Annotated in this window: 18 protein-coding genes, 2 tRNA genes, 1 other RNA gene and 1 pseudogene; 10 read left to right on the top strand and 12 right to left on the bottom strand. The window is 71.2% G+C overall.

The window, feature by feature from the left end; all coding sequences use genetic code 11:
• Nucleotides 1-211 precede the first annotated feature (211 nt).
• Together BLV39_RS40570 and BLV39_RS40565 are read right to left on the bottom strand one after the other, a co-directional pair.
• Nucleotides 212-1,417 carry an MATE family efflux transporter gene (locus BLV39_RS40570; RefSeq protein WP_090804519.1) on the bottom strand — a complete coding sequence of 402 codons (1,206 nt, stop codon included), beginning with the start codon at nt 1,415-1,417 and terminating at the stop codon, nt 212-214.
• A gap of 79 nt (nt 1,418-1,496) precedes the next feature.
• Nucleotides 1,497-3,167 carry a DUF885 domain-containing protein gene (locus BLV39_RS40565; RefSeq protein ID WP_090804517.1) on the bottom strand — a complete coding sequence of 557 codons (1,671 nt, stop codon included), beginning with the start codon at nt 3,165-3,167 and terminating at the stop codon, nt 1,497-1,499.
• 123 nt (nt 3,168-3,290) lie between these two features.
• Between BLV39_RS40565 and BLV39_RS40560 the strand changes: the two genes are divergently transcribed.
• Entirely contained in the window at nt 3,291-4,265 is a 975-nt protein-coding gene (locus tag BLV39_RS40560; RefSeq protein WP_090804515.1) for a DMT family transporter, read from the top strand.
• A gap of 3 nt (nt 4,266-4,268) precedes the next feature.
• Here the strand turns inward: BLV39_RS40560 and BLV39_RS40555 are convergent, their stop codons facing one another.
• The gene (locus BLV39_RS40555) at nt 4,269-5,345 is read right to left on the bottom strand and encodes a PHP domain-containing protein (RefSeq protein ID WP_090804513.1); all 1,077 of its coding nucleotides are present in this window, start codon (nt 5,343-5,345) and stop codon (nt 4,269-4,271) included.
• 56 nt (nt 5,346-5,401) lie between these two features.
• On the opposite strand from BLV39_RS40555, the gene mtnA reads away from it, so the two are divergent.
• The gene (mtnA, locus tag BLV39_RS40550) at nt 5,402-6,364 is read left to right on the top strand and encodes an S-methyl-5-thioribose-1-phosphate isomerase (RefSeq protein WP_090804511.1); all 963 of its coding nucleotides are present in this window, start codon (nt 5,402-5,404) and stop codon (nt 6,362-6,364) included.
• Here mtnA and BLV39_RS40545 read toward each other — a convergent pair.
• Entirely contained in the window at nt 6,318-7,337 is a 1,020-nt protein-coding gene (locus tag BLV39_RS40545; protein ID WP_090804509.1) for a prephenate dehydrogenase/arogenate dehydrogenase family protein, read from the bottom strand. The two genes, mtnA and BLV39_RS40545, sit on opposite strands and share 47 nt — an antisense overlap.
• Nucleotides 7,338-7,447: 110 nt before the next feature.
• Here BLV39_RS40545 and BLV39_RS40540 point away from each other — a divergent pair, with 110 nt between their 5' ends.
• The 5 genes from BLV39_RS40540 to BLV39_RS40525 all read left to right on the top strand — a co-directional run bounded on the left by BLV39_RS40540 (nt 7,448) and on the right by BLV39_RS40525 (nt 10,397).
• The gene (locus BLV39_RS40540) at nt 7,448-8,596 is read left to right on the top strand and encodes a hypothetical protein (RefSeq protein WP_239083668.1); all 1,149 of its coding nucleotides are present in this window, start codon (nt 7,448-7,450) and stop codon (nt 8,594-8,596) included.
• Nucleotides 8,597-8,763: 167 nt separating this feature from the next.
• The gene (locus BLV39_RS40535) at nt 8,764-9,015 is read left to right on the top strand and encodes a hypothetical protein (RefSeq protein ID WP_239083667.1); all 252 of its coding nucleotides are present in this window, start codon (nt 8,764-8,766) and stop codon (nt 9,013-9,015) included.
• Nucleotides 9,016-9,130: 115 nt separating this feature from the next.
• The gene (locus tag BLV39_RS43470) at nt 9,131-9,298 is read left to right on the top strand and encodes a hypothetical protein (protein WP_176985342.1); all 168 of its coding nucleotides are present in this window, start codon (nt 9,131-9,133) and stop codon (nt 9,296-9,298) included.
• Nucleotides 9,299-9,420: 122 nt separating this feature from the next.
• On the top strand, nt 9,421-9,930 hold the full coding sequence (locus BLV39_RS40530; RefSeq protein ID WP_090804507.1) for a tRNA adenosine deaminase-associated protein: 510 nt from the start codon (nt 9,421-9,423) through the stop codon (nt 9,928-9,930).
• Nucleotides 9,879-10,397 (top strand): nucleoside deaminase, encoded by a 519-nt coding sequence (locus BLV39_RS40525; protein ID WP_373315309.1) that lies wholly within the window; start codon nt 9,879-9,881, stop codon nt 10,395-10,397. The genes BLV39_RS40530 and BLV39_RS40525 overlap by 52 nt, the downstream gene beginning before the upstream one ends.
• Here BLV39_RS40525 and BLV39_RS40520 read toward each other — a convergent pair.
• From BLV39_RS40520 to deoD, 3 genes are read right to left on the bottom strand one after another with little or no spacing between them, the layout of a single operon-like run.
• Nucleotides 10,371-10,832 carry an acyl-CoA thioesterase gene (locus BLV39_RS40520; RefSeq protein ID WP_090804505.1) on the bottom strand — a complete coding sequence of 154 codons (462 nt, stop codon included), beginning with the start codon at nt 10,830-10,832 and terminating at the stop codon, nt 10,371-10,373. The two genes, BLV39_RS40525 and BLV39_RS40520, sit on opposite strands and share 27 nt — an antisense overlap.
• Nucleotides 10,829-11,467: a TetR/AcrR family transcriptional regulator gene (locus BLV39_RS40515; RefSeq protein ID WP_090804503.1), complete on the bottom strand. Its 639-nt coding sequence runs from the start codon at nt 11,465-11,467 to the stop codon at nt 10,829-10,831. Before BLV39_RS40515 ends, BLV39_RS40520 begins: the two co-directional genes overlap by 4 nt.
• A 57-nt stretch (nt 11,468-11,524) precedes the next feature.
• A complete protein-coding gene (gene deoD, locus BLV39_RS40510) occupies nt 11,525-12,232 on the bottom strand; it encodes a purine-nucleoside phosphorylase (protein ID WP_090804501.1) in 708 nt (235 codons plus the stop codon).
• A gap of 93 nt (nt 12,233-12,325) precedes the next feature.
• Between deoD and BLV39_RS40505 the strand changes: the two genes are divergently transcribed.
• Nucleotides 12,326-12,412: transfer RNA gene (locus BLV39_RS40505), tRNA-Ser, on the top strand.
• A gap of 42 nt (nt 12,413-12,454) precedes the next feature.
• Here the strand turns inward: BLV39_RS40505 and BLV39_RS40500 are convergent.
• Complete coding sequence (locus tag BLV39_RS40500; protein ID WP_090804499.1) at nt 12,455-12,919, bottom strand: VOC family protein; 465 nt, start codon at nt 12,917-12,919, stop codon at nt 12,455-12,457.
• 177 nt (nt 12,920-13,096) lie between these two features.
• Between BLV39_RS40500 and BLV39_RS44665 the strand changes: the two are divergent.
• Nucleotides 13,097-13,270, top strand: a pseudogene (locus tag BLV39_RS44665) (helix-turn-helix domain-containing protein); the annotation flags it as partial.
• A gap of 12 nt (nt 13,271-13,282) precedes the next feature.
• Here the strand turns inward: BLV39_RS44665 and BLV39_RS44660 are convergent.
• From BLV39_RS44660 to BLV39_RS40490, 3 genes are all read right to left on the bottom strand, one after another.
• Nucleotides 13,283-13,825 carry a hypothetical protein gene (locus BLV39_RS44660; protein WP_239083666.1) on the bottom strand — a complete coding sequence of 181 codons (543 nt, stop codon included), beginning with the start codon at nt 13,823-13,825 and terminating at the stop codon, nt 13,283-13,285.
• A gap of 96 nt (nt 13,826-13,921) precedes the next feature.
• Nucleotides 13,922-14,605 carry a nucleoside/nucleotide kinase family protein gene (locus BLV39_RS44655; RefSeq protein ID WP_239083665.1) on the bottom strand — a complete coding sequence of 228 codons (684 nt, stop codon included), beginning with the start codon at nt 14,603-14,605 and terminating at the stop codon, nt 13,922-13,924.
• A 96-nt stretch (nt 14,606-14,701) separates the two neighbouring features.
• A tRNA-Ser gene (locus BLV39_RS40490) sits at nt 14,702-14,786 on the bottom strand.
• 80 nt (nt 14,787-14,866) lie between these two features.
• On the opposite strand from BLV39_RS40490, the gene ffs reads away from it, so the two are divergent.
• Nucleotides 14,867-14,957: signal recognition particle sRNA small type (gene ffs, locus BLV39_RS40485), an RNA gene on the top strand.
• 11 nt (nt 14,958-14,968) lie between these two features.
• Here ffs and BLV39_RS40480 read toward each other — a convergent pair.
• Nucleotides 14,969-15,952, bottom strand: a complete 984-nt coding sequence (locus tag BLV39_RS40480; RefSeq protein ID WP_090804497.1) for a helix-turn-helix domain-containing protein — start codon at nt 15,950-15,952, stop codon at nt 14,969-14,971.
• Between the last annotated feature and the right edge of the window lie 85 nt (nt 15,953-16,037).

Genomic DNA, 16,037 nt, shown 5'->3' with positions numbered 1-16,037 from the left:
CCAGAACGGCTCCGCGTAGACGAGGGTGCCGGTCATCCATTCCTCGTACGCGCCGAGTTTGACGACCTGGAACGCCTCGTCCGGGATGCGCAGGCTCGGCTTGCGGAAGCGCGGTTGTCATCGCGTCATTTTGTTGAGCACGTTGCCGGCCGCGCACAGGGTTATCGCCAGGGCGGCGGCGTGGGGGGCGCGCCACGTGACAGCGCGGCGGTCACCGCTTCATTCTGTCGACCGCGTTGCCGGCCGCGCACAGGGTTATCGCCAGGGCTGCCGCGCCGAGGGCGCTCCACATGACGCCGGCGAGGGTGTGCGGCGCGATGAACTCGGCGACCACGACCAGCGTGGCGCAGGCCGCCCAGACGGGGGCCGAGGCCCATCTGGTCGCGGTGGCGACGCGGTCGTTGACCAGCACGAAGACCAGCGCGTAGAGGGCGCCGGTCGCGGCGAAGACCGGTGCGTAGCGGCCCAGGTGGGTGTAGTCGGCGCCGCCGGCCAACCCGAAGGCGAAGCCGCCGGCCACCGCGGAAGCGGCGATCAGGATGGCGCCGCTGGCACCGACCAGCAGGAGCGCGGTGCGCAGCGCGCGGCGGTTGCCCTGAGCGAGGCGGGGCAGGGCCAGCACGGTGACCACCTGCGGTGCCCAGAGCGCACCCTTGGTCAACACCGTGCCGACCGAGTACGCGCCGGAGGCGTCCGGGGTCAGCAGGTGCCGGGCGAGCAGGAGGTCGGCGTACGAGGCGACCAGCATGGCCAGCGTCGCCGAACAGGCGGTGAGCACCTCGCGGGCGCGGATGGCGTCGGCGACGTGCGGCTGGTCGGTCTTGCCGAGGATGGCCAGGGCCGGCGGGATCAGCCAGGCTCCCACGGCGCCGGCGACGAGTGACGCGGTGAGACCCGCGCCGGCGACCAGGCCGCCGATCAGGCCCGCGTAGCGACCGATCGCGAGGATCGCCATGCCGGCGGCCAGCCGGAGGAAGCGCTGGTCACCCTGGAGTTCGCCGAGCCAACGGCCCGCGAGCACGGTCGGCACCGTGGCCAGCGCCGCCAGCAGGGTGTAGCTGGCCGGCAGGTCGAACAGCCGCACCAGCACCGGGGCGAGGACCAGGAGCGTGCCGGCGCAGACGAGGGAGGTCAGCAGGCTGATCCGAGCGGTCTGGCCGGCGCCGTTGCGCGCCCGGTGCACGGCGATCGCGATCTGGAGACCGAGCCCGGGCACGGAGGCGATGGCGGTCAGGCCGAGCATGGTGGCCAGGGCACTGAGGTCGGCGCTGCTGAGTTGGCGGGCGCCGATGACGGGCACGAGGTAGCCCAGCGCGTTGGTCAGGGCGCCGGCGATCGCGACGGCGGCGCCGGCGGTCGCGATGCGCCGGCCGGTGGCGTTCGTCGGAGTGGCTGGTGGGCGGGTCAATGCGGACATGACGCCGTGCAGCCTATGGCCTGTCGGGCCCTGAGCGCACGGGAGCGGCCGCACCGCGACCACTCCCGTGCGGCTGCGGTCAGAGGCGCGCCAGCGCGGCCTTGAGCGGGTCGAGGCCGACGGAGCCTAGGTCGAGGGCCTGGCGGTGGAACTCTTTGAGGTTGAAGTCGGCGCCCTTGCGAGCCTTGGCGTCGTCGCGAGCCTGGAGCCAGATGCGCTCGCCGACCTTGTAGGACGGGGCCTGGCCCGGCCAGCCGAGGTAGCGGTTGAGCTCGAAGCGGAGCACGTCGTCCTGCACGCGGCAGTGGGCCCGCATGAACTCCCAGCCCAGCTCCGGGGTCCAGCGCTCGCCGGGGTGGAAGCCGAACGGGTTGTCGCGCGGGATCTCGAGCTCGAGGTGCATGCCGATGTCGACGATGACGCGGGCGGCGCGGAAGGCCTGCGCGTCGAGCATGCCCAGGCGGTCGCCCGGGTCGGACAGGTAGCCGAGGTCGTCCATCAGGCGCTCGGCGTAGAGCGCCCAGCCCTCGCCGTGGCCGGAGACCCACAGCAGCAGGCGCTGGTAGCGGTTGAGCAGCTCGGTGCGCACCGCGGTCTGCGCGACCTGGAGGTGGTGGCCCGGGACGCCCTCGTGGTAGACGGTCGTGACCTCTTTCCACGTGGAGAAATCGGTCTGGCCGCCCGGCACGGCCCACCACATGCGGCCAGGGCGGCTGAAGTCTTCGCTCGGGCCGGTGTAGTAGATGCCGCCGTCGCTGGTCGGCGCCAGCATGCACTCGATGCGGCGGACCTGCTCCGGGATGTCGAAGTGGGTGCCGTGCAGCTCGGCGATCGCCTTGTCGGCCAGGCTCTGCATCCAGTCGCGGAAGGCCTCCTTGCCATGGATGCGCCGGGCCGGGTCGGCGTCGAGTGCGCGCACCGCGTCGTCGATCGTCGCGCCGGAGCCGACGATCTGGGCGGCCACCTTGCGCATCTCGCCCTCCAGGCGAGCCAGCTCCTCGAAGCCCCAGGCGTAGGTCTCGTCGAGGTCGACCTGGGCACCGAGGAAGTATTGCGAGGCGAGCTGGTAGCGCTCACGACCGGCGGCCTGCTTGTCGCGGCCGAGCGGGGCGAGCTCGTCGCGCAGGAACACGCCGAACGCCTGGGTCGCCGCGGTGGAGGCGGCCGCGCCCTGGCTCAGCGTGGAGCGCAGCGCGCCGTCGGCGTCGAGCCGGTCGGCGAGGGCGTGGAAGAAGTTGTCGCGCGCCGGGTCGGTCCAGATGTCGCACTGCTTGGCGACCTCGATCATCTGGTGGCGGGAGCTGACGTGGCCCTGTGCGGCGGCCTCGCGCAGCGTCACCTGTAGCTGCTCGACCGCGCGCGGGAAGGCGTTGAGCCGCGCCGCGATGTTGCCGACCGCGTCGGCGCCCTCGGTGGGCATGAGGTCGAACGCACCACGCAGCCCGTGCAGGGCGCTGGAGATGACGTTGATCTCGCTGGTGACCTCTCCGGCGTCGTAGCGCGCCAGCTCCAGGCCGAGCCGTTCCTGCATCGCCTCTTTGGCGACCCGCTCGGACTCGGTGCCGGGCTCGATGGTCACCAGGTCGCTCAGCGTGCGCCTGGTCAGGTCGGCGCCGGCCGCGAAGCCGTCGGGCGACAGGTCTTCGAATTTGTCGTCGAAGCCCTTGATGCCGACAAAGGTGGCGCCGGCTGGGTTGAGCGGCGCCCACTCATCGACGTAACGGTTAGCGAGGTCATCGATTCGTCCCACGCGTTCGACCCTACGGCACCGGTCAGACGATTTTCGGCGTGCGGGCGGCCGGTAGGGACGAGTCGAGGGACAGGTCCGAAAAGCGCGCGATTCTTGTCGTACCCATAGGGCAGAGTGTCATGGGTGAACACCGCGACCACTCCTGACAAGGCCGACCCCCGCGGCTGGCTTCCGGGTTTCCTGCTCCTCGGCGTGATCTGGGGATCGAGTTTCCTGTTCATCAAGGTCGGGGTGGCCGAGCTACATCCGCTCTACGTGACGCTCGGCCGGGTGCTCGCCGGCGTACTGACCCTGCTCGTCGTGATTGCCGCGACCCGCGACCGGTTGCCCCGCGACCTGCGTCTGTGGGGGCACCTGACGGTCACGGGAGTGGTGGGCACGGCGATGCCGTTCACCCTCTTCGGCTACGGCGAGGAGCGCGTCTCGTCGTCCCTCGCCGGCATCTGGAACGCCACGACCGCCCTGCTCGTGCTGCCGCTCGCGGTCTACCTGTTCCGCACCGAGCGGATGACCGTCAACCGGGCGGTCGGGCTTGTGATCGGGTTCCTGGGTGTGCTGGTCGTGCTCGGCGTCTGGGAGGGTCTGGGCGGCGCGCAGTTCACCGGCCAGCTCATGTGCATCGCCGCGGCGGCCTGCTACGCGGTGGCGATCCCCTACACGAAGCGGTTCATCAGTGACAGCGGCGAGTCCGGGCTCGCGCTGGCGGCCGGGCAACTGATCACGGCGACAGTCGCGCTGGCCATCGTCGCGCCGTTGACGGTCGGTGCACCGACCCCGCTCGGCGACCTGTCGGGCAAGGCGATCGCCAGCATCCTGGCGCTCGGCGCGGTCGGCACGGGCCTCGCCTTCGTGCTCAACATGCGCAACATCCAAATCGTCGGCGCGACCACCGCGTCGATGGTCACCTACCTGATCCCGATCTTCGCGGTCGTGCTCGGCGTGCTGGCCCTCGACGAGCACATCACCTGGCACCAGCCGGTCGGCGCGCTGATCGTGCTGGTCGGCGTCGCGGTCGCGCAGGGCCTGATCGCCAGCCGCAAGCGACCCCGGCCCGCCGCGGTCGCTCCGGAAGCCGAGCTAGCCGCCGAGCGCGCCTAGGGCCTAGCGCTCGTGGCCGGCGGCCCAGTCCACGAGTTGGGTGGCTGGCCAGGTGTTGACCACGCGGTCGGCCGGCACGCCGCACAGGGCGGCGCGTTCGCAGCCGAAGCGTTGCCAGTCGAGTTGTCCTGGCGCGTGCGCGTCGGTGCTGATGGTGAAGACGCAGCCTGCTTCGAGCGCCTGCCGCATCAGGCGCTTGGGCGGGTCCTGCCGCTCGGGGCGCGAGTTGATCTCGACGGCCTTGCCGTGCTCGGCACACGCCGCGAAAACGGCCGCCGCGTCGAAGTCCGACGGCGGGCGCAGCCGCTTGCGGTGGCCGCGGTCGCCGGGACCCTCGGCACCCGCGGGCCGGTTGGCGACCATCCGGCCGGTGCAGTGGCCGAGCACGTCCAGGTGCGGGTTCTCGACGGCGCGGAGCATCCGGCGGGTCATCTTGGCGCTCTCGTCACGCAGCCCGCTGTGCAGCGAGCCGACGACCACGTCGAGCCGGGCGAGCAACTCGTCCTCCTGGTCGAGCGAGCCGTCGGCGAGGATGTCGACCTCGATGCCGGTGAGGATCCGGAAGCCCTCCGGCAACGCCTCGTTGACCGCGGCCACGTAGTCGAGCTGTCGCTTCAGCCGATCGGCCGTCAGACCCCGCGCCACCTTCAGCGAGGGGGAGTGGTCGGTCAGCACGACGTACTCGTGACCTAGCTCGACCGCCGCGAGCGCCATCTCCTCGATCGGCGAGCCGCCGTCGGACCAGTCGGAGTGGGTATGGCAGTCGCCGCGCAGCGCCGAGCGCAACGCCGCGGCCGCGTCGTCGAGATCGACACCCTCGGTCGCGTTGAGGCGGCGCAGGTAGACCGGCTCCTCGCCGGCCAGCGACTCGATGACGCAACGGGCGGTCACGTCGCCGACGCCGGACAGTTCGGTGAGCGTGCCGGCCGCGGCGCGCTGGGCGACCTCGCCGGCCGGCAGCCCGCTGAGTGTCTTGGCCGCCGAGCGGAACGCGCGTACGCGATAGGTCGCCTCGTTGGCCCGTTCGAGCAGGAACGCGATGCGCCGGAGATCGGCGACAGGGTCACGCGCGGTCGTCACGCTCCGAACCTACTGGGCAAAGCGCCCCGGCACCGACCCCGGTTAGCGTTGGCGTCATGCGAACGATCGACTGGGTGGACGGGGCCATCGAGCTCATCGACCAGACCAAACTGCCTGGCCGGCTGGAGGTACGGCGGATCGGGACCGTCGAGGAACTGGTCGACGCGATCCACTCGCTCGCGGTCCGCGGCGCACCGGCGCTGGGGGTGGCCGGCGGCTACGGCGTGGCGCTGGCGGCCAAGCAACACGGTGGCGACGCGGACGCGCTCGCGGCCGCCGTGCGCCTGGTGACGACGGCGCGGCCGACGGCAGTCAACCTGGCCCGCGGGGCGCGACGGGCGGCGGCGCGGCTGCCGCAGGGCTTCGACGCGGTGCTCGCCGAGGCCGACGCGTTGCGCGACGAGGAGATCGCGGCGTCGGCGGCGATGGCGACCCGCGGCGCGGACCTGTTGACCGAGCTCTGCGGCGCGGCACCAAAGGTGTTGACCCACTGCAACACCGGTGCCCTCGCGGCGGTCGTCGGCGGCACGGCCCTGGGCGTCGTGGCCGAGTTGCACCGCCGGGGCGGGCTCGGTCCCGTGATCGCCAGCGAGACGCGGCCCCTGCTGCAAGGGGCCAGGTTGACCGCGTGGGAGCTCGACCAGCTCGGCATCGACTTCCGGGTCGCGGTCGACGGCGCAGGGCCGTTCCTGATGGCGCGTGGCCAGGTGGACGTCGTGGTGCTGGGCGCCGACCGGATCTGCGGCAACGGTGACACCGTCAACAAGGTCGGCACCTACGCGCACGCGTTGGGCGCCCGGCGGGCCGGCATTCCGTTCGTGGTGGTCGCGCCGGAGTCGACCGTCGACGTGGACACCCCGACCGGCGCCGACGTGGAGATCGAGGACCGCGACGGCGCCGAGGTGATCACTGGCGTGCCGGCGGTGAACCCGGCGTTCGACGTGACGCCGTGCGACCTGGTGACCGCGATCGTCACAGATCGTCGAGTAATCCGCCTGGACCGCGGGGAGCGGGTCTGACCACGCTGACCGTCGACCGGTCGGCGGCGACAGCCCGCACCCAGCCGCCGGCCCGGCCGAGCCGCAGGAGGGCGTCGGGGCGGGCGGGGATGTCCAACGGCGCGGCCAGCGGCGGAGGCCAGCCGGCGCGCATCGCGTGACCCGGCGCGAGCCAGGGCAACAGCGCGGTGATCGGGTCGGGCGCGTCCAACGCGGCCCGCGCTTCCTGCAGCGCGGCGATGATGCCGTCCAACGTCGGCGCGACCGCGGGGGCGTTGCCACCGCACATCGCGGCGATCAGCTCCGGCCGGGTTGCCGCAACGCGGGTGCCGTCGCGGAACGACCCCGCGGCCAGGGCGCCGGCGAGCGGGTCGGCCGCGCTGGCGGCGAGGGCGGTGGCCAGCAGATGGGGTACGTGGCTGATGGCGGCCACGGCCCGGTCGTGCTCCTCGGCCGTGGTCGGCACCACCCGGGCACCGAGCCCGATGACGAGCTCGGCCAGGTCCAGCCAGTCGCCCAGTGACGTTTGGCCGGGCTCGAAGCAGAGCACCCAGGCGCAGTCCTGGAAGAGGTCGGCGTCGGCCGCGCCGAACCCGGAGCTCTCCTTGCCGGCCATCGGATGGCCGCCGACGAAGCCCGACAGCCGCTGGTGTCGCGCCTGCAGCCGCTGCTCCACCAGCATCCGCACGGGGGTCTTGACCGAGGTGACGTCGGTGACCAGCCCGGTGTAGCCCGTGGCGGCGATCTCGTCGAACACCCGGGGCAACGCTGGCAACGGCACGGCGACGAGCACCAGGTCGGCAGCCGCGACGGTGTCCCGGATCGTCCCCGTGACCTGCCAGCGGGCGTTCTGCGGTGCCCGCGCCGCGGCGGTGCGGGCGGTTGCCCGGGTGGCCGGGTCGGCGTCGTATCCGAGCACGCGATGCCCGTGAGCGGCCAGCGCGCGCAGCGCCGACCCGCCGATGAGACCCAACCCGATCACCGCGATGTCCACGCGAGCGACTTTCGCACACCTCGACCCGGTGCGGCGCGTGATGCCGGCGGGGCGACGCCGTTCGCGTTTCGCGCGCCGTTTACACCGAATCGCCCATATACGGTGTCCGCGTGACATTTAGGGGCAAACTTGCCGGTCTCATAGCTTCCGTCGCGGCCACCGCGGCTTTGTTGTCGCCGGGTTCGCCCGCGCTGGCCGCCATCGTCAAGGCGACGCCGGATCCCTTGCCGACGTTCAACGGGACGGTGCTGGCCACGGCGTACGCCGGGGACACCCTCTACGTGGGCGGCGACTTCACCAGCGTGACGGCCGGCGGCCGAACGGTCACGCGGAACCGGCTGGCGGCGGTCAACGCCCGCACGGGTGCGCTGCTCGGTTGGGCCCCCGCCGCGGACAGCACGGTCCGGGCGATCGCCGTGTCGGGTCGCGCCGTGTTCGTCGGCGGCGCGTTCACCTCGATCAGCGGCACCGGCCGGGACGGCCTGGCACGCCTCGACGCCGGCAACGGCGCGGTGCACAACTCCTTCAAGCAGTCGCTGACCGGCATGCCGTACTCGCTCGCCGTCGGCAACGGCCGCCTCTACGCCGGTGGCACGATGACCAGCCTCAACGGCCAGGCGATCCACCGCCTCGCCGCGTTCGACCCCAACACGGGCGCACCGATCGCGGGTTGGCGTCCGCGGGCCGACGACACCGTCGAGTCGGTCGTCGTGTCTGGTCGGCGGATCTACGTCGGCGGCCAGTTCGGCTCGATCGGCGGTGGGTCCGGCACGCGGCACCTCGCCGCGCTGACCACCTCCGGCGCGGTCGACACCGGCTTCACCTCGCGGGCCAGCGAGGTCGTGCACGCGGTCGCGGTCGGTGCCTCGGGCATCTACGCCGCGATGGGCGGGCCCGGCGGCCGGCTCGGTGCGTTCACCACCTCGGGTGCCGGACGCTGGACCCTGACCATGGACGGAGACGCCCAGGCGGTCGCGGTGCTCGACAAGGTCGTCTACATCGGCGGCCACTACGACAACGTGTGCAAGTCGGCCCGTACCGGCGACAAGGGCTCGTGCACCGACGGCAACACCCGCCGCATCAAGTTGGCCGCGGCGAACGAGGCCGGCGGCGCGCTGCTGCCCTGGGCCGCCGACGGCAACGGGTCGAGCGGGGTGCACACGATGGCCGCCAGTAACAGCCTGCACAAGGTGGTCGCCGGTGGGGCGTTCACCACGATCCGCGGCGCCTCCCGGGCCCGGCTCGCGCAGTTCGGCTGAGGGCCCGACGGCGCTCGGTAGGGTGGGTACGGGTTCGAGAGGGGGTTCCGATGACGCAACAGGCGATGCCGCCCGCGGGCGCTCCGCGTACACCGCCATCGGGTTTGTTCCCCTCGACGCGAACCCGTCCCACCTATCGCGAACCGCATGCCGTGCGGGGTGGCGCCGTGGCCGCCGGTGCGGGCGCGGGCGCGGTCTGGTTGCTGGCCTTCGGCGTGGTCGACTCGACCGTCAACGGCTACGTCTACTGGACCCTGCTCGCCGGCGGGATCGGCTGGCTGGTGGCGTTGGTGCTGGCCAAGGTCGGTGACCGTGGTGTGGCCGCGGGTATCGCGGCCGCCACCGCGCTCGGCTGGAGCATCGCGGCGGTGGTCGTCGGTGTGACCTGGCTGACCCGCGGCGACTGGCCATTGTGGTGACCTGCCGTGTTCGCACCGCGACCCGTGGTGGCCGAAAAGCCGCGCTGCGTAGGGGATTGCGTGCACAGTGCGACCGGCCTTGACTAACCGCTCGAGCATCGGAGACGCTGCCGCCATGGCTTGGAAAGTGCAGCGGCTGGACCCTGAGCGCAGCCGCCGCCGGATGCAGCTACTGGCTGAGCTCGCAGGAGCGAAGTCGGTGCGCGAGCGCAGCCAGCCTCGACGGGCTCAGGGTGACCGGCTGCGCGAGTTGATCGCCTCCCGGCGCCGGCTGGCGAGCTGACCAGTACCTCCTTCGGGGCGTTGGCCGGGCTAGCGCCGGTCCGACCGACTACCGTCACGTCGTAATGGAATGCCGGTGCACGGCGGGGCCGCGCGCCACCGGGGTAATTGGGGGCATACGCCGTGTCGTACTTCGCTGGAGCCGCGGTCCGCGGTTCGGCCGGCTGGACCGCTGCCGAGGTCAACCTGAACGGCGTCGGCGACATCGAAGAGGTCGCCGACCGACTTCGTGACGTCGACCTGGACGCGGCCATCTCGCTGCTGTTCGTCGAGTCCGACGACACCTATCTGGTCGTCATGCGCCTCGACGAGGGCGAAGACCTGCGGATCTTCGGCTCCGACTCGGCCTTCGCCGAGGAGTCACGACTGGGATACCTGCTCGTCGGAGACCTCAAGGCGCCGGCGATCGAGATCGACGACGTGGTCGAGCAGACCGCCGACCCCGACAAGCCCGCCGCGGATCCCGACGCCGACCCCGTCGGTGAGGCCGACCTGCTGGCCGACCTGGGTGTGTCGGCCCGTCGGCTGCTGGAGCTGTGCACCCGCGAGGGGCTCCTCCCCGCCGACGTCACCGCCGAGGTCTGCCAGACGGTCGGCTGCGGCGACGAGGTCGAGGAGCTGCGGGAGGCGTGACGGCGCCACGGCGCGACCGCCACGAGGAGTGGATGCGGCGGGCGCTGGCGGTCGCGGCCGAGGCCGCGGTGACCGACGCCGCCGACGTCCCGGTCGGCGCGGTGCTGCTCGACGCGGCTGGCAAGGAAATCGCGGTGGGGCACAACGAGCGGGAACTGACCGGCGACCCGACGGCACACGCGGAGATCGTCGCCATGCGGCGCGCGGCGGCGGCCCTCGGCGGGTGGCGGTTGGACGGGTGCACGCTGGTCGTCACGCTCGAGCCGTGCACGATGTGCGCGGGCGCACTGGTGCTGGCGCGGGTGTCCACCGTCGTGTTCGGTGCCTGGGAGCCGAAGACCGGCGCGGTCGGCTCGCTGTGGGACGTCGTGCGGGACCGGCGGTTGACGCACCGGCCGGAGGTCTACGGCGGGGTGCTCGCGACCGAGGCCGCCGACCTCTTACGCCGCTTCTTCCGACCTGGCTGAGGGCTTGAGCAACGGTGCCGCAACGGCCCGGGCGGCCGGCGTCCACGGGGTCGGGCGCATCGTCGCCGGATCGAGGCGCACGATCGAGCGCCGTCCCTCGGCGTGCACAATCGCGCCGTCCACCGAGGTGACCCGGAAGCCGTAGACGCCGCTGGACGTGCCGAACGCGTCGAGCCAGAAGTGGATCAGAACGTCGCCGGTGCCGCGGATGGGCGCCTTGTACTGGATCGCGAACTCGGCGACCGCGTGGAACACGTCCGGTGCGGTCGGCCGTCCGTCGACAATGCCGAAACCGCGTTCTTCCCAGTACGCCGTCAGGGCGCGCTCCAGGAGCAGCGCGTACCGCGAGTTGTGCACGATCCCCATGGAGTCGAGGTCGTCGTAGTGGATGCGGACCCGCTCGGCGTGCCCGTACTCGATGGTGGTGGTGGTCATGCCGGGTCCTCCGGTAGCAGGTCGGGATCGGTGGCGAGGGTGCGCAGGCGGTCGTGGGCCGCGCGGCGCGCATATCGGTAGGCGATCTCGGGGGAGAGCAGCCGGGACTGCATGACCGCGGTCAACGCGAATGACTCGAGCTCGTACGCCAGTTGCCGGGTGTCGGTTTCGGCGCGCAGGTCCCCCTCGCGGACGGCGAGTTGGGCGAGGTTGTCGACGAAGTCGGACCAGAGAGCGAACGTGGTCGCGAGGCGGTCGCGGACCACGCCGGGCCGCACGCTGAACTCGAACTGCACCTTGGCGAAGAAGCAGCCACCCGGAAGCAGATCGGTCTCGTAGAACGCGATCCGCCGGTCGTGCAGGGCCCAGAGCCGGCGAACGCCGCGCGGCGCGGTCAACGCCGGGCGGATCACCTGCTCGAGGAACTGCTCCTGGGCCCGTTCGACGGTGGCGAGCTGGAGCTCTTCCTTGGAGCGCCAGTGTGCGAACAGGCCCGACTTGCTCACGCCCAGGTCGGTGGCGAGCTGGCCGAGGGAGAGCCCGTCCAGCCCGTCGGCGGTGGCCCGGGCGACCGCGCGGTCGAGCACGGCCGCTCGGGTGCGGTCGCCGCGGGCGATCCGGCCGTCGATGGTCACTCGATCACCGTACTCGGGTAACCGACCGACCGGTCGTACATTTAGTTGTGGCTCACGTCACGCGATCGCGGTGTCCAAGGCGATCTCCACCATCTGGCCGAAGGTCTGCTCGCGCTCCTGCGACGTGGTCTTCTCGCCGCGCTTGATGTGGTCGGAGACCGTGAGCAGGGTCAACGCGCGGGCCTTGAAGCGGGCGGCGATCGTGTAGAGCGCCGCGGACTCCATCTCGACCGCGAGCACGCCGTAGTCGGCGAGGGAGTCGTAGAGGTCCGGGCGGTCGGTGTAGAACGCGTCGGCGGCCAGGATCGGACCGACCGTCATCGGGATGCCGCGCTGCTCGGCCTTCTCGACCGCGGTGCGCAGGAGGCCGAAGTCGGCGACCGGGGCGTAGTCGATCAGTCCGTCGAACCGGGCCCGGTTCATGTTGGAGTCGGTCGACGCCCCGCTGGCCGCGATGACGTCCCGGAGCTGGAGCTCCTCGGCGAGGGCGCCACAGGAGCCCACGCGGATCAGCGTCTTGACCCCGTAGTCGTTGATCAGCTCGTGCGTGTAGATCGACGCGGACGGCATGCCCATGCCGGAGCCCTGCACCGAGACCTCTACGCCGTGCCAGCGGCCGGTGTAGCCGAGCATGCCGCGCACCTGGGTGTAGCACTTGGCGTCGTCGAGGTACGTCTCGGCGATCCACTTCGCCCGGAGCGGGTCGCCGGGCATGAGGACGCGTTCCGCGATGTCGCCGGGCTCCGCCCCGATGTGAATACTCATGCGGGCGATCCTGCCAGGTCGGGTTTGTGCTGGCCGGCGGGGAGGGCGGTGCCGCCGAGCCGGGCGCTCCCGGGGTCGGGTAATCTTCTCGGCGGTGGCGTGTCCGAGTGGCCTAAGGAGCACGCCTCGAAAGCGTGTGAGGGTTTACGCCCTCCGCGGGTTCAAATCCCGCCGCCACCGCCGTTGACGCCGGGTCCCTCGTGGGCCCGGCGTCGCTTTCTCTCAGTCGGCGCTGGCCAGTGGCGCGGACAGTTCGATCATGTTGCCCCACGGGTCGCCGATCAGGGCCAGCCGGCTGTTGATCTCTTTGAGGTCGAAGGGCCGGCCGAAGATGGTGACGCCGCGGCGGTCGAGCTCGGCCAACACCTCGTCGACGTCGTCGACCCGCAGGCAGAAGTGGTGGTAGCCCGGACGTTCGAGGCTGTCGATCACGTTGGTGTAGTAGGTGCCCGGATCGGGGTTGCCGCCGCCGAAGAGCTCGACGCGGAAGTTGTCGTCGTTCGGTGGTGCGAGGTAGGCGAGCTGCAGGCCGGCCCAGGACCATTCGGCGACGACGCGAAAGTCGAGCTTCTCCGTGTACCAGCGCTTGGCCTCGGCGTAGTCGGGGACGCGGACGGCGACGTGGTCGCCGCGGGCCGAGGCGAACGGGCTGGACGGGTTCTTCGCGGGTGCAGCCTGGTCGGTCATGGCTCTCCCTCCGGCGGCTCCAGTCGTCACGTTAGTGCGGGCGTGCGGACCGTTTCGTGGAAACCGGGTTTGCCGGCGTTGACAGATCCGGCAGGCAACCCGCGCAACCGCTGAATCGTCAGACCCACCGTTCAACATTGACCCCGACGACACATTCGACTCACGGGGGTGGTGGGAATGCCGACGTTAGGTGGTCGACTCCGCGAGCTGCGGCTGGCGCGGGGCTTCAGCCTCGCCGACCTGGCCGCGCTGGTGCCGTGCGACAAGAGCCATCTGTCCAGAGTGGAAAACGGCCTCCGGCGCGCGACGCCACGCCTGCTCGACCGGGTGGAGCAGGCACTCGGCGTGCCGGGCCAGTTGGCGTCAGCAGTTGCCGACGCCGTGGGTGAAGAGCCGTTGCACGTCGTCGGTGTAGCCGACGACGGCCTTCCGCACGGTCTGCCCGTCGTGCATGAAGAGATAGGCGCGATCGCCGCTGGTCACCATCAGCCCGTCGAACTGATAGCTGCCGGCCGGCGCGTTCATGGTCGTCGCCTGCGGATACGCCGCCTTGGTGGCCGCGACCGACGTGCCGACGCCGACGCCCTCGGGCGTGGTGAGCGGCGGGTTGACCCACATCAGCACGAGCTCACCATTGGCGAAGACGGGGCTCGCCTCGTGCACGCCGGTGAGCACCGGGCCGCAGGCGGCCTGAGGTCTGGCCACCGCACCCTGCTGGGCGAGCTCGGTGTCGCTCTGGCCGAGCCGCACGCCGCGGACGCCGTCGAAGTCGACCACGTCGGAGCGGGTCGCCGTCGTGGTCGCGCTGGCATAGGCGGGAGAACTGCCTCGCTGGGTCGAATAGCCGGCAAGGAGCGCGAAGAGCGCAAGCGCAACGACGACCAGAGGGATGAACCGTGGCTTCATGTGACCTCCCAAGCACACAACGTAGTCGTTATCCACAGGTTTATCCACAGCGTGTGGATAGAACGTGTGTACGAGCGGGTGTGCGCTGACCTGGCCTTATGCGCTGGGGTTTGTTCCAACGGTCAGTCGGGGCGCCTCGAAGTCGCGGTTGTCTACAACAAGCTGTGCACGGTCTCGCGGCCGCACCTCGTCGAGATAGCGGCTCTCACCGGCGATGTACTTCGTCCGATATCTCCGCTCGGCCTCGGCAGCCGACGACATCCACGTCTGGTCGCGGGCGATGCCCCGGCGCAGCACCTCGTCGAGCGGGATGTCGATGAAGATCCGCAGATCCCAGTGCGCGTCGAGCTCCGGGCGCTGCAGGAAACAGCCGTCCGCGATCAGGACGGCGTCGGCCGTCGCGGTGCGGTCCTGCCCGTCGACCGCCGTGAGCCCGGCGAAGTCCATCAGCTCGTGGCGATAGCTCCGGCTGCCGCCCGGGCCCAGCGGCGCCAGGAGCTTGTCGCGGATCGCGTCGTTGTCCCAGGAGTCCAGGTAGTAGCTCTCGGGGGAGTCCTGTGGAAAACGGGTCCGAAGCGCGACGGCCCGCTTGAAATGGTCGATGCTGACCCGGATCACCTCGCGCGTGGTCCGTTCGCGGAGCGTCGCCGCGAGCTCGTCCGACAGCGTCGTCTTGCCGGCGGCCGAGCAGCCGTCGATCGCGACCCGCACCGGGTGCGGGCGCTCGACCGCGAGCGCGGCGTCTGCCAGCGCCACCAGCACCTCTTGCCGTCGACTCACGCTCACAAAGTGATCTCCCCACGGGGTGCCCTAAATAGCAATCAGGGCCGGTCGCGAGACCAGCCCCGAGGTGCATCAACAGATGGTGAGAGTGAGCGGAGGATACGAGATTCGAACTCGTGAGGGTGTAAACCCAACACGCTTTCCAAGCGTGCGCCCTAGGCCTCTAGGCGAATCCTCCGTCGCACAGGATACAGGTCCGCTGCGGGCGATCCAGGCCACCCCGAGCCCGGCGACGGGTCGGCCCGGGTACGCTAGGGGCACCCCTCGTGCGGCGTACAACCTGTGAACCTCCCCAGGGCCGGAAGGCAGCAAGGATAAGCGGGCTCTGACGGGTGCACGAGGGGCCTTTCTGTCTCCGGCCTAGGTCCACTCCGACTGTGCGGCGTACCAGCCGAGTTGCATGCGGGTGCGCACGCCGGCGAGCTCCATCATTCGCTGGACGCGGCGCTGCACTGTCCGCATCGACATGCCGAGCTGCGAGGCGATGGCGCGGTCGGTCAGCCCGGTCAGCAGGAGAGCGAGCACCTGGCGGTCCAGAGGGAAGAGCCGGCCTTCTTCGGATTGCTCGTCCAGCCCGCCGTCGGGGCCGAGCGAGAGTGGCCACGCGCGGTCCCACACCGCGTCGAAGAGTGCCTGCAACGCGTCGAGCAGGCCGCTGCGATGCACCACGATCGCCGTGGGGAGATTGGTCTCGTCGGCCATGGGCAAAACGCCGATCGCCCGGTCCGCGATCACGAGCTTGATCGGCACGTGGTCGGCGACGCGTACCTCTTCTCCGGCCGCCAGCGCGGTCACCGCGTCGGCGGCGCCGCCGTCCTCTTCCAGCACCGCCCGCTCCACGACGACGCGATAGCGGACACCGCGGCGCAGGCCGTCGGTCTCGGCCGCGTTGTCGGCCCGGCTCACCGCGAGCGTGGTGGTGGTGACCAGCGCCTGCACCTCGTCGGTCGCCGTCGCCTGTAGTTGCTCGAACCGCTGGCTGATCACGTCGATCCCGCTGACCACCTCGACCAGGTCTCCGGCGGCGCGGTCGGCGGCCGTCGCGCGGTAGCGGGCGGCCAGGTTGGCGAGCTCGAGTTCCGCCCGCCGGAGCTGGTCGCGACGCGCGGTGACCAGCGGGCCAAGGGCGAAGGCTGGAGAGCTGGCGATATATCGGCCGCCGGAGCGGGCTGCCAGGCCCAGGCCGTGCAGGCTGGCCAGAGCGGCATCCGCCTCGGGCAGGCTCGTGTCGAGCGCCGCGGCGAGCTCTTCGGTGGTCGCGGCGGGGCGGGCGACCAATTCGCGGTAGGTCGCTTCTTCGATGGGTCGCAGGCCGAGTGCGGCGAGCGGTGAGCTGTCGGTCACGTGTTACTTCCCCCAGGTCAAGCGCTGGCGAGTATGCGCCATGACCTAAATACGACGCAACCGGAGCGTCCCGTCCATGTCGTGC

The organism is Asanoa ishikariensis, from assembly GCF_900107455.1.
Lineage (GTDB): Bacteria > Actinomycetota > Actinomycetes > Mycobacteriales > Micromonosporaceae > Asanoa > Asanoa ishikariensis.
This window is presented reverse-complemented; position numbering and strand designations above follow the sequence as displayed.